At 40.0% G+C, this 24492-nt stretch carries 22 protein-coding genes and 1 rRNA gene; 12 read left to right on the forward strand and 11 right to left on the reverse strand.

Features of this window, described 5'->3' with window-relative positions; translation table 11 throughout:
• The 8 genes from AAZR19_RS06230 to dnaA all read right to left on the reverse strand — a co-directional run.
• Positions 1–196, reverse strand: a 16S ribosomal RNA gene (locus tag AAZR19_RS06230); the annotation flags it as partial.
• Positions 197–560: 364 nt separating this feature from the next.
• Positions 561–3065, reverse strand: coding sequence for a DNA gyrase subunit A (gyrA, locus tag AAZR19_RS06235; RefSeq protein ID WP_041105880.1), 2505 nt, complete (start codon positions 3063–3065; stop codon positions 561–563).
• 232 nt (positions 3066–3297) lie between these two features.
• On the reverse strand, positions 3298–5214 hold the full coding sequence (gene gyrB, locus AAZR19_RS06240; RefSeq protein WP_024424077.1) for a DNA topoisomerase (ATP-hydrolyzing) subunit B: 1917 nt from the start codon (positions 5212–5214) through the stop codon (positions 3298–3300).
• A 57-nt stretch (positions 5215–5271) separates the two neighbouring features.
• Complete coding sequence (remB, locus tag AAZR19_RS06245; protein ID WP_034283648.1) at positions 5272–5517, reverse strand: extracellular matrix regulator RemB; 246 nt, start codon at positions 5515–5517, stop codon at positions 5272–5274.
• Between the two features lie 17 nt (positions 5518–5534).
• Positions 5535–6647 (reverse strand): DNA replication/repair protein RecF, encoded by a 1113-nt coding sequence (gene recF, locus AAZR19_RS06250; RefSeq protein WP_041105878.1) that lies wholly within the window; start codon positions 6645–6647, stop codon positions 5535–5537.
• A gap of 16 nt (positions 6648–6663) precedes the next feature.
• Entirely contained in the window at positions 6664–6879 is a 216-nt protein-coding gene (yaaA, locus tag AAZR19_RS06255) for a S4 domain-containing protein YaaA (protein ID WP_008360916.1), read from the reverse strand.
• Positions 6880–7029: 150 nt separating this feature from the next.
• Entirely contained in the window at positions 7030–8166 is a 1137-nt protein-coding gene (dnaN, locus tag AAZR19_RS06260) for a DNA polymerase III subunit beta (RefSeq protein WP_024424074.1), read from the reverse strand.
• 196 nt (positions 8167–8362) lie between these two features.
• The gene (gene dnaA, locus AAZR19_RS06265) at positions 8363–9703 is read right to left on the reverse strand and encodes a chromosomal replication initiator protein DnaA (RefSeq protein WP_024424073.1); all 1341 of its coding nucleotides are present in this window, start codon (positions 9701–9703) and stop codon (positions 8363–8365) included.
• 620 nt (positions 9704–10323) lie between these two features.
• Here dnaA and rpmH point away from each other — a divergent pair.
• From rpmH to AAZR19_RS06320, 11 genes are all read left to right on the forward strand, one after another.
• Positions 10324–10458 carry a 50S ribosomal protein L34 gene (gene rpmH / locus AAZR19_RS06270; RefSeq protein ID WP_073208224.1) on the forward strand — a complete coding sequence of 45 codons (135 nt, stop codon included), beginning with the start codon at positions 10324–10326 and terminating at the stop codon, positions 10456–10458.
• Positions 10459–10536: 78 nt separating this feature from the next.
• Positions 10537–10896: a ribonuclease P protein component gene (gene rnpA / locus AAZR19_RS06275; protein WP_024427652.1), complete on the forward strand. Its 360-nt coding sequence runs from the start codon at positions 10537–10539 to the stop codon at positions 10894–10896.
• A gap of 158 nt (positions 10897–11054) precedes the next feature.
• Complete coding sequence (gene spoIIIJ, locus AAZR19_RS06280) at positions 11055–11837, forward strand: YidC family membrane integrase SpoIIIJ (RefSeq protein ID WP_087976621.1); 783 nt, start codon at positions 11055–11057, stop codon at positions 11835–11837.
• The gene (gene jag / locus AAZR19_RS06285) at positions 11834–12457 is read left to right on the forward strand and encodes an RNA-binding cell elongation regulator Jag/EloR (RefSeq protein WP_024424071.1); all 624 of its coding nucleotides are present in this window, start codon (positions 11834–11836) and stop codon (positions 12455–12457) included. Before spoIIIJ ends, jag begins: the two co-directional genes overlap by 4 nt.
• A 401-nt stretch (positions 12458–12858) precedes the next feature.
• Entirely contained in the window at positions 12859–14238 is a 1380-nt protein-coding gene (gene mnmE / locus AAZR19_RS06290) for a tRNA uridine-5-carboxymethylaminomethyl(34) synthesis GTPase MnmE (protein WP_024424070.1), read from the forward strand.
• 17 nt (positions 14239–14255) lie between these two features.
• The gene (gene mnmG, locus AAZR19_RS06295; RefSeq protein ID WP_041105876.1) at positions 14256–16142 is read left to right on the forward strand and encodes a tRNA uridine-5-carboxymethylaminomethyl(34) synthesis enzyme MnmG; all 1887 of its coding nucleotides are present in this window, start codon (positions 14256–14258) and stop codon (positions 16140–16142) included.
• A 13-nt stretch (positions 16143–16155) separates the two neighbouring features.
• Positions 16156–16875 carry a 16S rRNA (guanine(527)-N(7))-methyltransferase RsmG gene (gene rsmG, locus AAZR19_RS06300; protein ID WP_024424068.1) on the forward strand — a complete coding sequence of 240 codons (720 nt, stop codon included), beginning with the start codon at positions 16156–16158 and terminating at the stop codon, positions 16873–16875.
• A 105-nt stretch (positions 16876–16980) separates the two neighbouring features.
• A complete protein-coding gene (gene noc, locus AAZR19_RS06305; protein ID WP_024424067.1) occupies positions 16981–17856 on the forward strand; it encodes a nucleoid occlusion protein in 876 nt (291 codons plus the stop codon).
• Between the two features lie 129 nt (positions 17857–17985).
• The gene (locus AAZR19_RS06310; RefSeq protein WP_434702610.1) at positions 17986–18810 is read left to right on the forward strand and encodes an orthopoxovirus pf05708 family protein; all 825 of its coding nucleotides are present in this window, start codon (positions 17986–17988) and stop codon (positions 18808–18810) included.
• Between the two features lie 236 nt (positions 18811–19046).
• Positions 19047–19808 carry a sporulation initiation inhibitor protein Soj gene (gene soj / locus AAZR19_RS06315; RefSeq protein ID WP_008360890.1) on the forward strand — a complete coding sequence of 254 codons (762 nt, stop codon included), beginning with the start codon at positions 19047–19049 and terminating at the stop codon, positions 19806–19808.
• Positions 19801–20655 carry a ParB/RepB/Spo0J family partition protein gene (locus AAZR19_RS06320; RefSeq protein WP_024424064.1) on the forward strand — a complete coding sequence of 285 codons (855 nt, stop codon included), beginning with the start codon at positions 19801–19803 and terminating at the stop codon, positions 20653–20655. The genes soj and AAZR19_RS06320 overlap by 8 nt, the downstream gene beginning before the upstream one ends.
• 25 nt (positions 20656–20680) lie before the next feature.
• Here AAZR19_RS06320 and yyaC read toward each other — a convergent pair whose 3' ends face one another.
• On the reverse strand, positions 20681–21307 hold the full coding sequence (gene yyaC, locus AAZR19_RS06325) for a spore protease YyaC (RefSeq protein ID WP_076840624.1): 627 nt from the start codon (positions 21305–21307) through the stop codon (positions 20681–20683).
• Between the two features lie 72 nt (positions 21308–21379).
• Here yyaC and AAZR19_RS06330 point away from each other — a divergent pair, with 72 nt between their 5' ends.
• Complete coding sequence (locus tag AAZR19_RS06330) at positions 21380–22435, forward strand: YkvI family membrane protein (protein WP_076840623.1); 1056 nt, start codon at positions 21380–21382, stop codon at positions 22433–22435.
• Between the two features lie 25 nt (positions 22436–22460).
• On the opposite strand, the gene AAZR19_RS06335 is transcribed toward AAZR19_RS06330, so the two are convergent.
• Both AAZR19_RS06335 and AAZR19_RS06340 read right to left on the reverse strand, forming a co-directional pair.
• Entirely contained in the window at positions 22461–22871 is a 411-nt protein-coding gene (locus AAZR19_RS06335; RefSeq protein WP_041105868.1) for a hypothetical protein, read from the reverse strand.
• 15 nt (positions 22872–22886) lie between these two features.
• A complete protein-coding gene (locus tag AAZR19_RS06340) occupies positions 22887–24206 on the reverse strand; it encodes a hydrolase (RefSeq protein WP_434702613.1) in 1320 nt (439 codons plus the stop codon).
• Positions 24207–24492 lie beyond the last annotated feature (286 nt).

The following is a 24492-nucleotide window of genomic DNA, read 5'->3' on the forward strand; positions in this document are numbered from 1 at the left end:
CCATGCGGTTCAAGGAACTATCCGGTATTAGCTCCGGTTTCCCGGAGTTATCCCAGTCTTACAGGCAGGTTACCCACGTGTTACTCACCCGTCCGCCGCTAACATCCGGGAGCAAGCTCCCTTCTGTTCGCTCGACTTGCATGTATTAGGCACGCCGCCAGCGTTCGTCCTGAGCCAGGATCAAACTCTCCGAAAAAGTACAAAACCGAAGTTTTGCTTTTCGCCAGTTTGACTGACTACCTATGAAGTATCATAGGATTTTTTTATAAAAACTCGAATTAACAGGTACGTTTTGTCTTGTTTAGTTTTCAAAGAACTTGTGTGTCACTCTCTCAAAGCGACCACTTAAATATATCATATATCTCTATCAACAGTCAACATTTTTCTTGAAAAACATTTTATTTTTTTAAGAAGTTTCCACTGTAAAAGAGATAAAAAATAGAGCCTCTTTTTGCTCCTTTGAAAGATTAACACATATCTATGAAAAAAGCATTATAAATTTCAAAAAAACTCATGTTTTTTTAGAAAAAAATAAAGCCGGTGAAGAACCGGCTTTATTTTTACTCAGATTGCTCTTGATCTGACTCTATAGTTTCTACGTTTTCTTCACTATTCTCTTCATCATCTTCTTGTGATTGTTCAACTAATGCCACTGTAGCGACATGTTCATCATCACCTAGACGAATCAGGCGGACACCTTGAGTGACTCGACCTGTTGTTGAAATATCTGAAACGGCCATACGAATGATCACACCGCTTCCTGTAATAATCATCAAGTCCTCTTCAGCTTCAGCATTCGTCGCCTTCACCGCGACAAGCGGACCATTGTTGTCAGTGATTTTACATGTTTTAAGACCTTTACCGCCCCGACTTTGAACACGGTATTCTTTTTCAGGTGTTAACTTACCATACCCTTTTTCGGTGACGATCAATACGTTTGCATCTGGCTCAAGGATTTCCATCCCAACGACGATGTCATCTTCAGAAAGCGTAATTCCTTTCACGCCAGCTGCCGTACGCCCCATTTCACGAACATCCGTCTCGTCGAAACGAATCAGCATACCTTTTTTCGTTCCAATGATGATTTGTTTTTCTCCATTGGTTAAACGAACAGCCATCAGTTCATCTTCGTCACGAAGACTTAATGCGATAAGTCCATTGTTTCGAATGTTGGCAAACTGAGACAATGAGGTTCGTTTTGATACACCATGTCTTGTTGTAAAGAAGAGATACGAATCTTCATCAAATTCGCTTACTGGAATAATGGCATTAATCCACTCTCCCTTTTCTACTTCAAGCAGGTTAATAATCGGAATCCCTTTCGCTGTCCGTCCGAATTCAGGAATCTCATATCCCTTCGCACGATAGACCTTCCCTTTATTAGAGAAGAAGAGGATCGTATCATGGGTAGATGTTGAAATCAGCTGTTCTACGAAATCATCCTCATTGGTTCCCATTCCCTGAACACCTTTACCGCCTCTTTTTTGACTGCGGTATGTTGATGCAGGCAGACGCTTGATATAACCATTATGAGTCAGCGTAATCACGATGTTCTCAACAGGAATCAAATCTTCGTCTTCAATTGTTTCAATACCTGCTGTTACAATTTCAGTTCGGCGCGTATCATTGAAACGTTCTTTGATTTCTGTTAATTCTTCTCTAATGATTTCAAGAACTTTTTCATTGTCTGCTAAAATGGCTTTCAACTCAGCAATCAAATCAACAAGTCCTTTGTATTCTTCTTCTATCTTTTCTCTTTCCAAACCAGTTAAGCGCTGAAGACGCATATCAAGAATGGCCTGTGCTTGTTTTTCGGACAAACTATAGTTCTCCATTAAGCCATTTCTCGCGATTTCAGCAGTTTGAGAGCTTCTAATTAATGCAATGACTTCATCTAAGTGGTCAAGAGCGATTCTTAAACCTTCTAGAATATGAGCTCTTGCTTCAGCTTTACGAAGTTCATATGCTGTTCTTCTGCGAATAATCACTTTTTGATGCTCTAAATAATATTCAAGACATTCTTTGAGGGACAAGACTTTCGGCTGTCCATCAACTAGTGCCAATAAGTTGATCCCAAATGACGTTTGCAGTGTCGTTTGTTTATAAAGATTGTTTAATAGAACGTGGACGTTCGCGTCTCTTCGCAGTTCAATTACAATCCGCATTCCATTACGATCAGACTCGTCACGGAGATCTGTAATGCCATCGATCTTTTTATCGCGCACAAGATCAGCGATTTTTTCGATCAAACGTGCTTTATTGACCTGATATGGAATTTCATTGATAACAATCCGCTGTTTACCGCTGGATGTTTCTTCAATAATAGAATTTGCACGTAATGTAATAGAGCCCCGGCCTGTTTCATATGCTTTGCGGATTCCGCTTCGGCCGATGATTTGTCCCGCAGTCGGGAAGTCTGGTCCTGGAATGATCTCCATTAGTTCCTGTGTTGTCATTTCTGGGTTTTGACTTATCGCTAGTACCCCATCAATCACTTCACCTAGCTGGTGAGGCGGAATGTTGGTTGCCATCCCTACAGCGATACCTGTTGCCCCGTTGACTAATAAGTTCGGGAAACGAGCAGGCATGACGATTGGTTCTCTTTCACTGCCATCGTAGTTATCTTGATAATCAATCGTATCCTTGGTGATATCACGAAGGATTTCCATTGAAATTTTAGATAGACGCGCCTCAGTATAACGCATTGCTGCTGCACCGTCTCCATCGACAGAACCAAAGTTCCCGTGTCCTTCAACTAGCATATTTCGATAGTTGAAGTCTTGTGCCATACGAACCATCGCTTCGTATACAGCGCTGTCACCGTGAGGGTGGTACTTACCGATAACTTCCCCAACGATACGTGCAGATTTCTTAAATGGTTTATCACTTGTCATACCTAGGTCATTCATCGCATACAAAATTCTTCGATGCACGGGCTTCAAGCCATCTCGCACATCTGGTAATGCACGCGAAACAATAACACTCATTGCATAATCTAAAAAGGACGTACGCATTTCTTGACTAATATTCACTTCGCGTACATTTGGTGTATGTTGTTCACTCACTATAAGAACCTCCCTTTACGTATCACATGAAATAAATTATGTGGGAGTAAAATATGTATTTATCTTCACAAGACTATTCTCCATTATATCAATAATCTCGGCTTTATACACATTAATTTACTAGAAAATCAACGAAAACACGGAAAACCAGGACATTTATTACGCACCCCTGTTTCTTGAAAAACAACCTTATTCCAAACAAGAAATAAGGTTGTTCTCAGGAGGGATTCATCTAAATATCAAGGTTTTTCACGTATTGCGCATTTTCTTCGATAAAGTTTCGTCTCGGCTCTACTTTATCTCCCATCAGCATTTCAAATGTCTCATCAGCATCGATCGCATCCTCAAGTGTGACTTGAAGAAGTGTTCTCGCATCAGGGTCCATTGTTGTTTCCCAAAGCTGAGCAGCATTCATTTCTCCAAGACCTTTATAACGCTGAAGTCCAGGCTTTGGTGTTTGAGGAAGTGATTTTAACAGCTCATCCAGCTGTTTATCGTTATACACGTACTCCACACGTTTTCCTTGCTGCACTTTATATAAAGGCGGCTGCGCAATATACACATAACCGTTTTCAATGATTTCACGCATGTAGCGATAGAAGAATGTTAAGAGCAGCGTTCGAATGTGTGCTCCATCCACATCGGCATCTGTCATGATCACAATTTTGTGATAGCGTGCTTTCTCTAAAGTAAAGTCTTCTCCGATTCCAGTTCCTAACGCTGTAATCATTGAACGAACCTCGTTGTTCGATAAAATTTTATCTAAACGAGCTTTTTCTACGTTTAGGATCTTCCCTCTTAACGGTAAGATCGCTTGGAAGTGACGATCACGGCCTTGTTTAGCAGATCCGCCCGCAGAATCTCCCTCTACAATATAGAGTTCAGAGATGGAAGGATCTTTAGAAGAACAGTCCGCTAGTTTCCCAGGTAAGCTGGAGACTTCCAGTGCACTTTTACGTCTTGTCAGCTCACGAGCTTTTTTGGCAGCCATTCTTGCACGAGCCGCCATCAGTCCTTTTTCCACAATTTTTTTCGCAGAATCAGGATTTTCAAGCAAGAATTTCTCAAGTGCTTCAGAGAAAAGGGAGTCTGTGATGGTTCTCGCTTCTGAGTTCCCAAGCTTTGTCTTCGTTTGGCCTTCGAATTGAGGGTCTGGATGTTTGATGGAGATAATGGCTGTTAAGCCTTCTCGCACATCTTCACCACTTAAATTCGCATCCCCATCTTTGAATACGCCATTTTTACGAGCATAGTCATTGATGACACGCGTTAGACCGGTTTTAAAGCCAGCTTCGTGTGTTCCGCCTTCATACGTGTTGATGTTGTTGGCGAAGGAATAGATATTGCTTGTATAGGAATCGTTGTATTGTAAAGCCACTTCAACCGTAATTCCGTCTTTCTCACCTTCGATGTAAACAGGTTCTTCATGAACGACTTCTTTTGAGCGGTTTAAATGTTCTACATAGCTCTTAATACCGCCTTCGTAGCAGTATTCATTTCTCCGCTCTTTGCCTTCACGCAAGTCTTCAATGATGATGTTTACACCTTTTGTTAAGAAGGCTAACTCACGAACACGGTTGGCAAGTGTATCGTAATCAAATTCAATGGTTTCCGTGAAAATTTCTGGATCTGGCACAAAGTGAGTGGTTGTCCCGGTTACATCTGTTTCACCAATAACCTCTAAATCTCCCACTGGAACACCGCGTTTGAACTGCTGATAATGAATTTTTCCGTCACGGTATACGGTCACGTCTAAGGTAGTAGATAATGCATTTACAACAGATGCCCCTACACCATGCAGACCGCCAGATACTTTATAACCGCTGCCGTCAAATTTACCGCCAGCGTGAAGAACAGTCATAATGACCTCTACGGCAGGACGCCCCATTTTCTCATGAATTCCAACAGGAATCCCGCGGCCATTATCTTTTACTGTAATACTGTTATCTTTTTCAATTTGCACTGTAATGTCTGTACAATAACCAGCTAATGCCTCATCAATACTGTTGTCGACAATTTCCCATACAAGATGGTGAAGCCCTTTTGCATTGGTTGACCCAATGTACATTCCTGGACGTTTTCTAACAGCTTCTAGTCCTTCAAGCACCTGTATCTGATTTTCATCATAACTATTATGTTGCTGTTCCATTGCCACGTACATTCACCTACACTTTTCTTAAACGATATATTTATATGAATTGAGCTTTTAGACTTCAATTTCAATCACAAACGAAGCACGTTTTTTGAGCGTGCTTGAGGAAAGAGGAGAGTAATAAACAGATTCAGTTGTGACGACAATGGATTTGGGTGTCCCTTGTGATAACGAAATGATATGTTTCTCCTGTTTTTGTAGAAATTCTTCTACAACAGAAGACGACCTCATTTTGTAATCAACAATTGCGACAATCTCTCGTGTAGAAACAACACAATCATCACCTAAATGAATATACAAGACTCACACCTCATTTATCAGTCAATTACTTTTCCACTGGCTACTCTGAAAATTTCCGCTTCTTTCAGGGTGGCGTGATCGATGCCTTCAACACTTGTTGTGGTGACGAAGGTCTGTACTCGCCCCTGAATGGTATGGAGCAAATGAGACTGTCTGTAATCATCAAGTTCAGATAACACATCATCAAGTAGAAGAATAGGATATTCTCCGATTTCTTCATGTATCAGATCAATTTCTGCCAGCTTTAGTGAAAGAGCTGTTGTTCTTTGCTGCCCTTGAGAGCCATATGTCTGAACATCCCGACCATTCACAAAGAAAAGCAGGTCATCTCTGTGAGGTCCCCACAGTGTCACTCCTCGGTCAATTTCTCTCTCTCTTAGTTTCTGAAACGATTCTTCATAGCTATTCTTTATTTTCGACAAGTCTGACGCTTCTGATACCTCTATTGCCGTCTGGTATTGGAGCGTAAGTGTTTCTAGCTCTCTAGAAATCCCAAAATGCAGCGGCTGCGCCCATTTTTCGAGCTGTTTCGTAAAAGTCAGTCGTCTTTTGACCACTTTCGCTGCCGCATCAATCAACTGCTCTGTTAAAATCTCCAGCATCGCTTGATCCGATTGCTTTCTTGTCTGCAATTGTTTCAAGTAATGATTCCGCTGAGAAAGAATTTTTTGATAGAGCGATAAATCATGCAAGTAGACAGCAGAAACTTGTCCAATCTCCATGTCGAGGAATCTTCTGCGGATTTGCGGGCTGCCCTTCACAAGACTTAAGTCCTCTGGCGCAAACATGATGGTGTTTAATGCACCAACATAATGACTGAGCTTCTGTTGTTCAATGTGATTGACCTTGCCCTTTTTCCCTTTTTTTGAGATCACGAGCTGCATTGGGAGTGGACCATTTTTTTTAATGACTCTACCTTCTATTTTAGCATAGTCTTGGTCCCATCGGATAAGTTCTTTATCATTTGACGTACGATGAGACTTTGCCATCGACAATACATAGATCGCTTCCATCAAGTTCGTTTTACCTTGGGCATTCTCACCGATCATGACATTCACCTTATTGTCGAATTGAAGCTCGGTGTGTTCATAGTTTCGGTATGAAGTTAACGCCAGACTTTGAATGTACATGTATTGTCACCCGTTTCTAATTCACAACTTGAAATGTGCCGTAACCTTCAATCTCGACAACATCTCCTGGGTATAGTTTGCGTCCCCGTCTATTATCTGGCTCTTGATTAATGAACACCTCATGTTCACTTAAAAACCATTTCGCCATTCCGCCAGATTGGATGACTTCGGCTAATTTCAAAAACTGCCCTAATGTAATCATTTCTGTTTCAATGGTTATAAGATTAGGCATTGTATCGACCTCTTTCAATATCACTAATATCTAATTGTACTAAAAAACAAGACAAGAAGGAAAGGGGGAAAGCGAACTGGGATGAAAGAAAGCATGGAAAACGAGAAGAAAAGCTGCTGTGCACTCACACAGCAGCCATTTTAGATTGAATTAATACGTTCTTACCGGAAGAATCAATTGCAAGATAGAATCATCATTCGGCGTACGTAGCAGGAACGGTCTCATTGCACCAGTGAAGCTTACATGAATATCTGTTCCCTCTAATACTTTTAACGCATCCAGCATATATTTTGGACTGAAGGAGATTTTAAGATCTTCCCCTTTAATGTCATCTGCTTGAACCGTCTCCACCACTTTACCGATCTCAGGCGAATTAGAAGAGATTTCAAGGCTTTGTTCAGGATCAGCTGACAGTTTCACGACATTATTACGTCCTTCTCTTGCCAAAAGTGATGCACGATCAATGGCTTGAAGGAACTCTTTCGTGTTGACCACGACATCCGTTTTACTTTCTTGCGGGATCAGACGGGCTGTATCTGGATAATTTCCATCCAGCAACCTTGAGAAGAACAGCACGTTTTGTGCTTTAAAAAGAACTTGGGTTTCTGTAATGACGATGCTCACAAGATCTTGTCCATCATCAAGAATTTTACTTAGCTCAGTTAAACTCTTCCCTGGAATCACGACATTATACGAACTTTCCTCGTTAATATCTAACTTCGCTTTTCTTAAAGCAAGACGGTGGCTATCCGTTGCTGTGCATATTAATTCACCTTTTTCGACCTTCCAGTTTACACCTGTCAAGATAGGTCGTGTTTCTGAGGTGGACACTGCAAAAACAGTTTGACGAATTAAGTTTTTAAGCAAATCTGTCGGAATTTGAAATGCATGATGTTCTTCAATTTGTGGAAGATGCGGATATTCTTCAGCATCTAAGCCGTTTAAGTTAAATTCTGCTGAACCAGAACGGATGATAGTCAGGTGATTTTGTTCTACTTCAATTTCGACAGTGGACATAGGCAGTTTCTTTACAATTTCACTAAAGAAGCGGGCTTGAAGCACAATACTTCCCGGACGATCAATGGTGATAACCTCTAAATCTCCATCTCTTTGAGGAATGAAAGATTCAATTGAGATATCAGAATCGCTTCCTGTTAGAGAAACCCCTTCATCAGACGCAACAATTTTAATCCCTGTCAAAATAGGAATCGTTGTTCTAGAGGATACGGCCTTTAATACATCTTGGACACTTTGGACAAGACGATCTTTTTGAATCGTGAATTTCATAGTGGTCCTCCTAAATTTTCTTAATGACATGTATATATATTTTATTAATAAAAATCGTAGAAGTAATAGTAGGGCTTGTGAATATGTGGATAAGTCGACAAAAAGAAAGGAAAGACAGCCTATCCACATGTGGACAGACTGTGTATGACTATGCTCTAGTTATTCACATTTTCCCGTACTCATTATATCAGCTTGGTTATTTTAATTGTTCTTTGATCTCTTTGACATGCTGCTGAAGCTGTTCATCTTCAACAATTAATTTCGAAATCTTCTCATGAGCATGAATGACAGTCGTATGATCACGACCGCCAAATTCTTCTCCGATTTTAGGCAGAGAGGAATCGGTCATTTCTCTAGAGAGGTACATGGCAATTTGTCTTGGATAAGCAACTGACTTTGTACGTTTCTTTGCTTTGAAATCCTCTAATCGAATATTAAATTGCTGCCCTACAATTCTTTGAATATCTTTAATTGTAATGACCTTAGGCTTTGATGAAGGAATGATGTCCTTTAGCGCCTCAGCTGCTAGATCTGCATTAATGTCTTTATTAATTAAAGATGAGTAAGCAACGACACGAATCAAAGCACCCTCCAGCTCACGAATGTTGCTGTCGATTTGATTGGCAATGTACAGCATGACTTCATTTGGAATGTCTAAGCCTTCTGCCTTTGCTTTTTTTCGCAGGATCGCGATACGCGTTTCTAGATCTGGCGGGGTAATGTCTGTAATTAAGCCCCATTCAAATCGAGAGCGTAATCTGTCTTCAAGTGTCGGAATTTCCTTCGGAGGCCGGTCACTAGAAATGACGATTTGCTTACTTTCTTCGTGAAGTGTGTTGAATGTATGGAAAAACTCTTCTTGTGTTTGTTCTTTTCCTGCTAAAAATTGAATATCATCTATCAAAAGCACATCTACATTCCGATAGCGGTTACGGAAGTCGACAGCTTTGTTATCTCGGATTGAGTTGATAAATTCATTAGTAAATTTTTCAGATGATAGATAGACCACTTTGGCTGATGGATTATGGTCGATCACGTAATGACCAATCGCATGCATCAAGTGAGTCTTTCCTAAACCAACGCCCCCATAAATAAAAAGCGGGTTATATGCTTTTGCTGGTGCTTCCGCGACTGCAAGTGAAGCGGCATGAGCAAAACGGTTGCCTGAACCAATAACAAAAGTATCAAATGTATATTTTGGATTCAGCATATTTTGTGGAATGTCAACGGGCTCTTCTTTAGACATTTTTTTGATAGGAGACTTTGGCATGGCTTCCTCTTCATCCTGATTTTGAGGAATAATAAATTTAATGCTGAGCTCTTCACCTGTTAGTTCATAGATGGTATCAGCAATTAAGTGAAGATATCTTGACTCGAGCCAATCTCTAGCAAATTCATTAGGTGCCGTAATTGTAAGCGTATCTCCCTGAAGAGAATGGGCTTTTGTCGATTTCATCCATGTCTCAAAACTGGGTTTGCTCAATTTTGTCTCTATTTTTTGAAGTGCTTTATTCCACAGATCCAAAATATTTTCCATAAGGCTTCTCCCCCCTCCTTTTCTTTTTAAAATGACCAATATCAAACTGTTATAGAACACGAAAAAGAGCAAATGGTCATCACCATTCGTGCACATACATTGTTGAAAACAATTAATATAGTAGAAAAACGTCTTTTCGACAAATTACACAAGCTGTGGATAAACAATTCAACAGGCTGTGTAATAACTTTCCACAGGTTATCCACAAATTGTGGATAATATAAATGGGCCAGATAAGTAATTAAGAGTTAAAACACAAATATAATATCAAAATAAACAAGATGGTGCAATGGGTGTCACAAACTTATCCACACACTTTACATCCTGTTGAAAAATAATTATCCACATCGGTTATTTGTGTGAAAAAAATGTCGATAATGGGTGTGGATAGTCTAAATATGCCGGAAAAATATCCACATTCTTGTTTTGAAGGTCTTTTAGGAGGAAAAAGAGAATAAAATGCTGGAAACTAAAAAAGAAGGTTTCTTCGTTTGATAACTTATGTTATGCTTATAAGGTTGATAATAAGAGTTTTATCATTGATATTGACAATCGATGGGTTACACAAATATAATGAGTTAGACTGTCTTAAACAGCTATTCCTCAGGGAGGTGTCATAAATGAAAAGAACGTTTCAACCAAATAACCGTAAGCGTAGTAAAGTTCATGGCTTCCGCAGCCGTATGAGTACTAAAAACGGACGTCTAGTTTTAAAGCGACGCCGCAGCAAAGGTAGAAAAAAATTATCAGCTTAGGCCACTGAATAATGTCAGTGGTCTTTTTTACATAAAATCGTAAATGAACTGTCAGTTTTTATCGGAGTGGAAGAAAACATGAAGAAGCGAAACAGGCTAAAAAAAAATGAAGAGTTTCAAAAGGTGTTCAAAAAAGGTCAATCAATGGCAAATCGCCAATTCGTTATTTACCAGCTTGATCAGCCAAATCAAGTTGAACTGCGTCTAGGATTGTCTGTCAGTAAGAAGATTGGTAATGCAGTGATTAGAAACCGAATAAAACGTCTGATCCGTCAGGTGTTTTTAGAGGAAGGCCATAAGTTAAAGCAAGAAAAAGACTACATTGTCATTGCACGAAAACCAGCGAGTGAATTGACCTTTGAAGAAACAAAGAAGTCTCTCCAACATTTATTTAGAAAATCCGCTGTTTATCAACAACAACCGAAAAAGTCTTCGTAATAGAAACTTTCGTTGAATCAATTTTTAAAAGCGCTTCCTTCATCTAGTGAATTAAAATGAAACCACCACTTTGCAAAGAAAAAATGTTACCATACTGATTAGGTGAGTCACTTTCTTAATCAATTCCAACTTAAATAAAGTTTGAAGTAATGGGAGGAATCTTGTTGAAAAGGCGATTATTACTAATATTTAGCTTGATTGGCGTATTGGTTTTATTGGCAGGATGTACACAGATCAATGAACCAATTACATCAGATAGTAAGGGATTCTGGAATTCTTATATTGTTTACCCGCTATCTCAATTAATCACGTACATGGCAAACTTAACTGGTGAAAACTATGGTGTAGCGATTATTATTGTGACACTATTAATTCGCTTGCTTATTTTACCATTAATGATTAAACAGTTAAGAAGTACAAAAGCGATGCAAGCATTACAGCCTGAATTGAAAAAGCTTCGTGAAAAATATAGCTCTAAAGATCAAAAAACACAGCAGCAGCTTCAGCAGGAAACAATGGCCCTTTTTCAAAAAAATGGCGTCAATCCATTAGCAGGCTGTTTCCCAATTTTAATTCAAATGCCAATCCTTATTGGTTTCTATCATGCAATTATGAGGACAGCAGAAATTAAAAAGCATACATTCTTATGGTTTGACTTAGGCAGCCCAGATCCATTGTTTCTATTACCGATTATTGCGGGTGTAGCTACTTTCATTCAGCAAAAGCTGATGATGGCTGGAAATCCTTCGGACAACCCTCAAATGGCTATCATGCTATGGGTGATGCCGATTATGATCGTTGTGTTTGCAATTAGTTTCCCAGCAGCACTTTCATTGTACTGGGTTGTAGGTAACATTTTCATGATCATTCAAACATTGGTGATAAAAACACCTCAAGTAAAAGTTGATACAAAAGAAAAAGCTGGCGGGAATAAAAAATGAAGGAAATAACTGCTGTCGGTCGCACAATCGAAGAAGCAGTAGATTCCGGACTTAAACAAATTCAGCTACTACAAGAAGAAGTAGAAATCACAATAGTAGATGAAGGAAATAAAGGGTTTTTAGGATTATTTGGTAAAAGACAAGCTGTGGTCAAGTTAGTAGAAAAGATAAATGCATTTAAATTAGCTACACAGTATTTAGATAAAATTGTTAAGTCTATTGATCCTAAAGCAAAGATTATTTCCAAACAGGAACCGAAAAAGATTTCTTACCACATTGATGGAGATAAAACGTCATTAATGATTGGAAAAAGAGGCCAAACATTGTACTCTTTAGAAACGTTGGTACAGCTAGTGTTTAATCGTTATTCTGATCAGTATCATCATATAACAATTGATATTGGCGATTATAGGAAGAAACGACAAGAAGCACTTGAACAATATGCAGTCAAAACAGCAAATCGGGTTTTAAAAACGAAGAGAAAGGTTCATTTAGAACCAATGCCTTCGAATGAACGAAAAATTGTTCATGATGCGATTGCTGCATTCTCTAAAGAACTTGCAACGGCATCTGAAGATACAGGCAGCAAACGTCATGTTGTGGTGCTGTATAAAAAATAGCAGAAAGGCTAAGATTCAGCAAAGCTGGATTTTAGTCTTTTTTTATTGAAAAATTGCTTTTTATAGAGGATTCATCCTTTATTTCTAAAAAATGAGTGTGTGATATGGGTGCAAAACGCCAATTTAACAAGTAAGCATAGGGATCAGGGCGTTTAAATTTATTGGATTTAGGTGTAAGATGTGAAGACAAGTTTCAAACGTCGTTATTCACATGTGGATAAGTTAAGTGTTAAAATAGATAAGATGCAAAGCTGTGGATAATTAGATATGAGATACTTTCACTTCGCTTTCATTTATGGTATCTTTAAATTTTGGATTAAGCGTTTTTGATATAGAGATGGACAATGTCCATTTAATAGATAACAGACTGTTTATTAAGTAGAGAAAGAGGTGAATGAGTGATGGATACAATTGCAGCAATTTCTACACCGATGGGTGAAGGAGCAATTGCGATCATCCGTTTAAGCGGGCCTGATGCGGTACAGATTGCTGATCGGATGTATAAAGGTCCTAAGGAGAAAAAACTTGTATCGGTGGATTCACATACAATTCATTATGGTCATATTGTGGACTCTAGCACTGAGCAAGTCATAGAAGAGGTCATGGTGTCAGTATTACGAGCGCCAAAAACATTTACGAGAGAAGACGTTATTGAGATTAACTGCCATGGCGGAATTGTAACGGTCAATAAAGTACTGCAGCTTGCTTTAAGAGAAGGAGCAAGATTAGCGGAGCCAGGTGAGTTTACAAAACGAGCTTTCTTAAATGGAAGAATTGATCTTTCACAGGCTGAAGCGGTAATGGATTTGATTCGCGCAAAGACAGATCGTGCGATGAATGTAGCGATTACTCAAATGGAGGGAAGACTCTCCGGTTTGATTAAACGACTTCGCGGTGAGATATTGGAAACTCTGGCCCATGTTGAAGTCAATATTGACTATCCTGAGTATGACGATGTTGAAGAAATGACGCATCGGGTTTTAGTTGAAAAGGCAACATCAGTGAAAAAGGAAATTGAGTCACTGCTAACGACTTCTCAGCAGGGGAAAATACTTCGCGAGGGCTTATCCACTGTCATTATTGGAAGACCGAATGTTGGGAAGTCTTCCTTGTTGAATAGTCTTGTACAGGAAACAAAAGCGATTGTAACGGATATTCCTGGAACAACGAGAGATGTCATTGAGGAATATGTAAATGTTAGAGGTGTACCGCTTCGATTAGTCGATACTGCGGGTATACGTGAGACGGAGGACATTGTTGAGCGTATAGGGGTTGAACGATCTAGACAGGTCTTAAAAGAAGCTGACCTGATTTTACTTGTGCTCAATTATAGCGAGGAATTGTCAGAAGAGGATATCAAACTTTTTGAGGCCGTCTCAGGCATGGATATCATCGTAATCGTGAATAAGACAGATCTTGAGCCTAAGCTTGATATCGAAAAGGTCAAGCAGTTAGCGAAGGATCGTCCGGTGGTTACTACATCATTATTACAAGAAAAGGGGATTGATGAGCTCGAAATTGCGATTCAATCACTCTTTTTCACGGGTTCAATTGAAAGTGGAGATTTAACGTATGTAAGTAACACAAGGCATATTGCTCTTCTTCAGGCAGCAAAACAATCCATTGAGGATGCTCTTGAAGGAATTGAAATGGACGTACCGATCGACATAGTTCAAATAGATTTAACACGCTGCTGGGAACAGCTGGGTGAAATTATTGGGGATGCTGTTCATGAAAGCTTGATTGATCAGTTATTCTCTCAATTCTGTTTAGGAAAGTAAAGGGAGGAACATAAGAAATGGGTTATGAAGCTGGCAATTATGACGTAATCGTCGTGGGTGCCGGTCATGCTGGAGTTGAGGCTGCTCTTGCTTCTGCAAGACAGGGCGCCAAAACACTTGTATTGACTATCAACCTCGATATGGTTGCTTTTATGCCATGTAATCCGTCCGTAGGCGGCCCCGCAAAAGGGATTGTCGTCAGAGAAATTGATGCTCTAGGCGGAGAAATGGCACGAAATATAGATAAGACGCATATTCAAATGCGCATGCTGAATACGGGGAAAGGACCTGCTGTCCGTGCGTTAAGAGCGCAAGCAGATAAGTTCCAATATCAGCATGAAATGAAAAAAACAATGGAAAATGAACCAAACCTGACAATGCTGCAGGGTATGGTAGATCATTTAATTGTAGAAGATGATGAATGTAAAGGTGTTGTTACTCAAACGGGGGCGAACTATCGTGCGAAGTCTGTTGTATTAACGACAGGGACTTTCTTAAAAGGCCGTATTATTTTAGGAGACTTATCGTATTCAAGTGGTCCAAATAACCAGCAGCCTTCCATTAAATTATCGGATCATTTAGCAGAACTAGGATTCGATTTGGTTCGCTTTAAAACAGGAACACCTCCTCGAGTGAATAGCCACTCGATTGACTATAGTAAAACAGAAATTCAACCAGGTGATGAAGTCCCGCGGGCATTCTCCTATGAAACGGTTGAATATATTACCGACCAGCTGCCATGCTGGTTAACGTACACGAGTTTAGAGACTCATCAAATTATTGATGAGAATCTTCACCGTTCTCCAATGTATTCAGGTATGATTAAAGGAACTGGTCCTAGATACTGCCCGTCCATTGAAGATAAAGTGGTGCGTTTCAATGATAAACCGAGACATCAAATTTTCTTAGAGCCAGAAGGTCGTAATACGCAGGAAGTTTATGTTCAAGGATTGTCTACAAGTCTTCCTGAGGATGTACAGCAGCGAATGCTTTCAACCATCCCAGGACTCGAGAATGTTCAAATGATGAGAGCGGGTTATGCCATCGAGTATGATGCGATTGTGCCTACTCAGTTGTGGCCTACACTTGAGACGAAGAAAATTTCTGGATTATATACAGCCGGCCAAATTAATGGTACGTCTGGTTATGAGGAAGCAGCAGGTCAAGGGATTATGGCAGGTATTAATGCAGGAAGAAAAGCATTAGGTAAAGAAGAAGTCATTTTAAGCCGATCTGATGCATATATCGGTGTCCTCATCGATGACCTTGTCACAAAAGGAACAAATGAACCATACCGTCTCTTGACATCACGTGCTGAGTATCGTCTACTTCTACGTCATGACAATGCTGATTTAAGATTAACTGAACTTGGCTATCAAATTGGATTAATTTCTGAAGAAAGATTCCAAGCATTCCAGCAGAAAAAAGAAGCCATTGAAGCAGAGAAAAAACGCTTATATTCTGTGATCATTAAACCTACAGCAGAGACTCAAGAATTTATTCGTTCACTCGGTGGAAGTGAGTTGAAGGACGGCATTCGTGCAAGTGATTTGATGAAGCGTCCAGAAATGAATTATGAAACTGTTGTGAAATTAGCTCCTGCGGAAACACCGCTTCCTTCTGATGTGTGTGAGCAGGTAGAGATTCAAATTAAATACGAAGGTTATATTGAAAAGTCACTCCAGCAAGTTGAAAAACTGAAAAAGATGGAGAACAAAAAGATTCCTGATCGTATTGATTATGATGCCATCAAAGGGATTGCAACTGAAGCGAAACAAAAGCTGAAAGAAGTCCGACCGCTTTCTGTTGCACAGGCTTCTCGTATTTCAGGCGTTAACCCTGCTGATATTTCTATCCTTTTAGTATATTTAGAGCAGGGGCGTATTGCGAAGATAGCAGAATAGAAAGGATGTCGGCATGAACATTGAACAATTTACAGCAGCACTAGAGGAGAAAGGGATCACTCTTTCTCCTGTGCAGCTTGAACAATTTGAAACCTACTTCCGCATGCTTGTAGAATGGAACGAGAAAATGAATTTAACGTCCATTACTGAAAAGGAAGAAGTGTATTTAAAGCATTTTTATGATTCAATATCAGCAGCATTTTTTATTGATTTTCACAAAGTGACGACGATTTGTGATATTGGAGCTGGTGCTGGTTTTCCAAGCATTCCTCTTAAAATTTGTTTCCCTCATCTACATGTGACCATTGTTGATTCTCTTCAGAAACGAATTACGTTTCTCAATGAGTTAGCAAAAGGATTAAACTTACAAGATACTACTTTTTATCATGATCGTGCGGAAACGTTTGGACAACGTAAGGAAAAGCGTGAAAGCTATGATCTTGTCACTGCTAGAGCAGTTGCACGTTTATCCGTCTTGAGCGAACTATGTCTGCCTCTAGTGAAAAAGGAAGGATTGTTTGTTGCCTTAAAAGCATCTGCCGCTGATGAAGAAATGCAAGCAGGGAAAAAAGCTGTCACAGTCCTCGGAGGAGAGGTTGTTGAAAAGCATTCCTTTGTTCTTCCTTTAGAAGAAAGCGAACGGAACATCATTGTCATTGAAAAGAAAAAGCAAACACCAAAAAAATATCCTAGAAAACCAGGAACACCTAATAAATCACCAATAGAAGGTTGATCATGTAAAAGGTCGGTTTTTCTTCAATATTTATGATTTTACAGAAGGAAAAAACATGAGAAAATAGAATTATAAAAAGGTAGTTTTTAAAGGTGGTGTAGGTTCATGAAGCATTCACTCTCACGCTTCTTCGGGCTTGGAGACAAAGAACATCCTGAGCGTGAAACCGAAATAGAGGCAGAGATTGCTGAGCATGATACATTAAAGGAAGAGATACAGGAGCTCCCGGTCGACACAATTATGCCAAACCGTTTTCAGCCACGCACCATTTTTTCAGAAGAAAAGATACAAGAGCTGGCCACGACGATTCATACCCATGGCATTATCCAACCAATTGTTGTTAGACCAACAGAAGAAGAAGGAAAATATGAACTGATCGCCGGCGAAAGACGTTGGAGAGCGGTGCAGACTCTTCAATGGGAGAAAATCCCCGCTATTATAAAAGATTTTACTGATACGGAAACGGCATCTGTGGCATTGATTGAAAATTTGCAAAGGGAAGAGCTGTCTTCTATTGAAGAGGCTCATGCTTATGCCCGTCTTTTAGAGCTTCATGATTTAACACAAGAGGCGCTTGCTCAGCGTTTAGGCAAGGGACAATCAACTGTTGCAAACAAATTAAGACTTTTAAAGTTGCCTGAAGAGGTACAACAGGCCATTTTAGAGAAAAAAATCTCTGAAAGGCATGCCCGTTCACTTGTGCCCCTAAAGCTTCCAGAATTACAAATCGCGCTATTGCAGGAAATCATCGAAAAGCAGTTGAATGTGAAACAGACTGAAGAGCGTGTAGTGAAGATGCTTGAACAAAAAACAGATCGCAAACCGAAGCCAAAGCGTAAGGCGTTTAGTCGTGATACACGAATTGCAATGAATACCATTCGTCAGTCTCTCCACATGGTAGAAGACAGCGGACTTAAAATAAATACCGAGGAAGAAGAGTTTGAGGAATATATCCAATTAACGATTCGAATTCCTAAATAGAAAAAAGCTGATGAGCGCCACTCGTCAGCTTTTTTTGTTTGTCTTATTTTCTGCACACACCATATTTACATAATATTTATAAATTGGTAAAATATGATTTTCGTAGTATGAAGGAGGTGACAACTACTGATGAAAATGAAGAAGACTATTTTCGCCATTATTTGCTATTTACTAATTTCTTTTTCTCTTTTTCCAAATGAAGCGACAATATACGCTGTGAAATCGCCAACGGCTCATGCGGATGAAGGCCTGATGACCAACGAAGAATTGAACGTTCTGAAGAAGCAAGGTGTTGTTTCTAAAGATGTGACTGTACAGCAATTTAATCAAGAGTATGCGTCTTCCGACGATTCGATCGACTTGATTACAGCTGACGATGATTTGAAGAACTATGGTTTAAGACAAAATAAGCATGATGAGCTGGTGACGGATGAAAAGCCGCACACCCTCAAGCAACTTTTAGGAAAGCCGTATCCTGGTACCGATATTATCCCTAAAAAAGGAGATATCTTGGTGACAACCACTGATGCTGTGAAGGGTTTGGTTGGACATGCAGGTATCGTCATTAATGAGAAAAGCTATGCTTCTATTCCAGGGTTTCGGCAGCATCCTCAACTTGATTCCATTCATAACTGGTTTCGCTATAGTGCCAATACAAAGGTAATTCGGATTAATCAAGAGGAGAAGGCACATTTAGCAGGGGAATGGGCACACGATTATGTGAAAGGTCATCCGAAGGCTCGCTATTCCATCACCATGTCTATTCAATCATTGGACCCGACTTATTGTTCAAAGATCGTGTGGCAGGCCTATGGCAAAACAGGGGACGCTTTGGGACATGCGACATTTATCATTAAGACACCCTATGGATTTTTAAAAATGAAAAGCTATAAAACAGTAACTCCTAAGGTCATTGTAAGTGAAGGCCGCAAAATAGGTGAATTATACTTTTGATATGTGACCCTCACTTTTGATAGAAGTGAGGGTTTTGATGTATGTCTATTTCTTAAAAAAGATATATCAATATACTTTTTAGGTGTGTTTTCATTCGTTCTTTAATGTACGAAAAGGCACATTCAACGACGAATTTATAATAGGGAAACAAAAAAAGCAAACGTTTCATACTTTTTTTGATAGAATAGAAAGTATGAATGAATGAGAAACTTGTTAAGTTGAAAGTGGGTGACATCGTGGGAAAAATCATAGCGATTACCAACCAGAAGGGCGGCGTCGGGAAGACGACAACTTCTGTTAATTTGGGTGCGTGTTTAGCATACATAGGCAAACGAGTGTTGTTAGTTGATATTGATCCGCAGGGCAATGCCACGAGTGGTATTGGGATTGAGAAGGCCGACGTAGAGAAGTGTGTGTACGATATTTTAGTTGATGATGCAGATGTTCTTGATGTGATTAAGACGACAGAGGTCGAAAATCTTGATGTCATTCCTGCGACAATACAGCTTGCAGGGGCTGAAATAGAGCTTGTGCCTACAATCTCACGTGAAGTGAGGCTGAAGAGAGCACTTGAATCTGTTAAGCAGAATTATGATTATATGATTATTGACTGCCCGCCATCACTTGGACTGCTGACGATTAATGCGTTAACTGCATCCGATTCCGTTTTAATACCAGTTCAGTGCGAATATTATGCGCTGGAAGGATTGAGCCAATTGTTAAACACAGTTCGTCTCGTGCAGAAACATTTAAATACCGATCTTGCCATTGAAGGTGTCTTGCTGACAATGCTTGATGCCCGAACAAATCTTGGGATTCAGGTTATCGAAGAAGTGAAGAAATACTTTAGAGATAAAGTCTATCAAACCGTCATTCCGAGAAATGTGAGGCTGAGTGAAGCGCCAAGTCATGGAAAGCCTATTATCTTGTATGATCCACGTTCAAGAGGTGCAGATGTCTATTTAGACTTAGCAAAGGAAGTGGATGCGAATGGCTAAAGGTCTTGGAAAGGGTATTAATGCACTATTTAACAACGTAGACTCAAATGAAGAAACGGTTGAAGAAATTAAATTAAAGGATTTGCGTCCGAATCCTTATCAGCCAAGGAAAACGTTTGATGATGATGCGTTGTCTGATCTGAAAGAATCGATTCAGCAGCACGGTGTTTTACAGCCGATCATTGTTCGTAAATCGATTAAAGGATATGACATAGTAGCAGGAGAACGCCGTTTTCGCGCAGCACAACAAGCTGGTCTGACAACAATTCCTGCGATCGTTCGAGAGTTTTCAGAAACGCTGATGAGAGAAATTGCCCTTTTAGAAAACCTGCAGCGTGAGGATCTCTCTCCACTAGAGGAAGCGGAAGCGTATGCTTCCTTGCTGGATCATCTAAGTGTGACGCAAGAGGAATTAGCGAAGCGATTAGGGAAAAGCAGACCGCATATTGCGAACCATCTCCGTCTGTTGACTTTACCGGATGACATCCAAAAGCTGATTGCAAATGGAACGTTATCAATGGGACATGGCCGGACATTGCTTAGCTTAAAGAACAAAAAGAAGCTGGCGCCTTTGGTAAAGAAAATCGTGGATGAGGGGTTAAACGTACGACAGGTTGAAAAACTTGTTCAGCAGTTAAACGAAAATGTTCCACGTGAAACAAAGAAAAAAGAAGCACCAAAGGATCGAGTGTTGAAAGAAAGAGAGTCTTTCTTACAAAACTACTTTGGTACTTCCGTGACGATCAAGAAACAGAAGAAAAAAGGGAAAATTGAGATTGAATTCCTCTCGAATGAAGATTTAGAAAGAATCCTTGAATTGCTTTCTACGAGGGAATCATCAGAGTGACCATCTTGATATGAGATGGTCTTTTTTATATTCTCCCAGTGATATTTTGAATAGGGGTGAAGAGAGACCGGTTTTTTTCTCTTGTCCAATCCATTTGGTCAATGTGAGATAGACTTTCAGAAAGTGTATTGGCCATAGACATGACAAGATGAAGACGTGTGTTTTGGAGGACGAAATATTCCATGAAACCACTCACATTGACGATCCCATTAATATGAATATCTCCTACCTCTGGCAGCTCCTTTTGGACACCAGCTCCAGGCTTTAACGGACCATCTCCAATTTGGAAGGAACCGACACTTTTCACTCTTCCTAAACAGGCATCAACCGCTACAATAAACGGGTGTTTATGAGCTTGTTCAATTTCAGCGAGTTTTTCTTTTAAATTGACCGCATGCACTGGGTCAGAGAGTGTTCCATATACATGAAGCTTTTTCAAATCCAGACCTGAAAGCTTTGTACCAACAAGTGGACCTAGAGAGTCGCCAGTTGAGCGGTCTGTTCCAATACAAACGATGGCAACGGGTCTTTTTCCTGCTTTCTGAATATGCGAGAATAAAATACTTTTAAGCTGTTGAATGGCGTTTGTATCCGTATGGGACACGTATTCTTTTACCCTATTTCTAAAAAAAAGACCGTTCTTGCTATTCATAGGTCTCACTTCCTTGTCATAGTAGTTAGTAACAGTATACGGAAACAAGCTTAATTCTATACCTATGAGGTGATGATTGTGTGGAAGGCTGGTTCAAGGTGGACGCTTTTAATTTTAGGAAGCTTAATAGGTGCGGGATATGCTTCCGGCCAGGAAATTTGGCAGTTTTTTGGCATTGATAGCGGACTAGCCATTCTACTGTTTACATTGATGTTTATGCTGTCTACCTATGTGGTGTTAAAAATCAGTTATGAGGTGCGTGCCGATCACTTTGTGCCAGTGCTGGAACGGCTTGTCGGTCCATGGCTGGCTAAGGTGTATGACGTGTTAATTGTCCTTTATTTATTCACGACAACGACGGTCATGATTGCTGGCGGCGGGGTGACGCTTGAGATGTATCATGTGCCTTTTTGGGTTGGCATCGGCGCGTTTTGTTTGTTTTCATTTATGATTTTTTTCTGGGATGTGAAAGGGCTCTTATCTGTGAATGCTTTCATTATACCAATTTTGGTGGCGGGGCTCATCTATGCGTTTGTTTTTTATTATATGAACCATGATCATATGTGGCGGATTGATTTTGGGCAGCAGTACAATTGGCCTGCCAGCATTGTCTTTGCTTCTTTGAACATATTATCTGTTGTGGCAGTGCTGTCTTCGGTTGGGAAAGAAATGAAGGGGCTTGGGGAAGCCAAAGTGGCGAGTATCTTAAGCGGTCTTATTTTTGGTGTCATCTCGTATGTGTATAACGAAATACTGGTTGATATTTCGGGAAGTCTTTCATCAGAGGGAATTCCTTTGTTTACAGTATTAGAAGGGGCGCCGACTTCTTTGTTTGTGTTTATGACCGTTGTCCTTTGTCTAGCAATTTATACGACGACGGCAGCAGGTTTATTTGGATTATCCAGCCGGATGCTTTCTTTTGTACGAATGCCCCGCTGGCTGGTTGTATTGGTGATGCTTCTTTTGATGGCACCTTTAACATCTCTTGGATTTGCTGATTTGATTGCTTTCTTGTATCCAATTTATAGTTTGTTGAATCTGTATTTGCTCGTCTGTTTAATGCTGTATCCGATTTTAAGTAAAAAGATATTTTCTCGTTCTAAAAATTATATTGATAAAACAAAATAAGCACCTCTCTTTTTTAGAGCTGTGCTTATTTGATCTGAATTGAATCAATAGCTTCTTTGATATCATCATAGACAGGCATTTGCTTGAGACGCTGGAGGCGATCCTCTAATTCTGAAATGGCCTGTCCCTTTAAATGCTGGGAAATGTGTTGTTTGACAATGGTCGTCTGGTTTATCATGTCTTCTGTTTTAGCCAATTGATACTCCAAGTGCACGCGAGTATTTGCTAATTCGTCGTGCAGCCGCATTTTGAGCAGCCGTTTTAGATCCTTTCGCTGTCCTTCTCTGCGCATGGCCTGAATGGCGGCGATTTCTTCAGGAGAATGTGTTTGTGTATTTGGTGCCGATTGATTTTCGAATACAGACATGGAGCGGCGGGCACTCACATTTTGCAAGAAACGCTGGGCGTCACTAGGAGGCTTATTTTGATTGATCATGCGATGACTCCTTTCTTAATGAATACCCATTTGCATCGCAAGGCGTCTATCTGCCTTGGCGTAGTCATCACCCATTGTGTACATATGTCTTGAAAGGGCAGAAAGCTCTTGTTCGTAATCCCTCAGGGTGTACAAGGCATTCAGTTGTTTTTCGTGTGAATAAAAGGAGGAATGTGTCTGTTCCATTCTGACTTCCTCTACCAGTGCTTCCACATCACTATGACTTAATAAATCATAGTGGCCAAAGCCGACGAGTCCTTTGAGCTCTTGTTTCACATGATGGACGGCGTCTTTTACGCTTTCATCAATTCCATCGATTTTTTCAAATACAGTGTGCACTTCATGTTCAATAATACTTTGTAGATCATAGGATGAATTTTTCAGTAAATGGGATTTTATGATAATTTCAAGTCCGCTTTGTGCATATGCACGTCCAGAATGAATTTCTTGCAGCAGCATGGCTGTAAAACTTGTATTATGATCAAGCTGTTCATCTAAAATACGGGCGGATCCATTCGGATGGAATGAATATCCATTTGCTTTGAATTCTCCTGAAACGAGAGCTAAAAAAGCATTTGTATCAAAGGATTCGTTCCATTCTATATTCATAGATGCAAAAGCTGATTTTAAAAAGGTGTCAATTTCCCTTTTTTTGTATTTAACGGATTCTTGGACTGAGTCTTGCTGCCGTGGCGGTACGGTGTACTTGACTTGCCCAACTCCTTGATCATGGCGATTGAGTAAACCGACGTAATGACTAGGCTGAATATATTCAATCAACATGCGTGTATATTGACCTTGCTGCGCCTTTTGCTGAATCGAAGGCGACAGGCTGCTCCATATATTTGGGCTGTCAAAGGTGACGGCTTTTTTGACAGCTGGCTGTTCTGTTGCAACATAAGCACAAACAGCACCGGCAAGTGCTTGTCCAGTGAGATGGATACCTGCATTCGGATGCTTCTGACAGACTTTCTCTATGTATTCCTTCCCTTTAAAAAAGACATGGTCTTGATTGCCATCAAGGGACTTTCTTTCAATTGGATAGGCATAGTCTGTTTTGAGTAATGACTGTGCCGCGTTGTGTATATCTTGCTTAGATGTCACCGTCATTTGGTTTGGCAGTGGACAGTGAAAAGCGACGATGAATTCATCTGATTGTTCTGGCTGCATTGTTAAACCATATATTTTATGGTCGATCTTTAGAAAATCGTGGACAGTGAGTGTTTGCTGACCTATTTCTATCGTATGGTGCTGCTGGTAATTGTCTATATTTCCAGCATGATCGGATATGATTTTATATTCTTTATCAGTTAATCTATCCTTTCGATTGACCATCGTACCTGCTCCCTCACATAACATTTATGCAGATATCATAAATCAAAAAATATGGAAAAACCACCGCGTTCTACCAATAAAAACCTTTTGACCTACAGTGTTTGTGACAATATTGAAAAAAAACGGAGTTTAAGTAACTATTGGTCACAAATAAAATGATCTAAAAGAAGGGTTTTTTCTCTAAAAAAGAATAGGATGAACGATTGAAAGAGGCTCTTGGTTTTGTGCATTGCCCTTCATCACCGTTTTTTTGTACAATAGATTCAATGAAGTGAGCAAGGAGAGG

Source organism: Bacillus sp. Je.9.29.b (assembly GCF_051129925.1).
Lineage (GTDB): Bacteria > Bacillota > Bacilli > Bacillales > Bacillaceae > Bacillus > Bacillus safensis.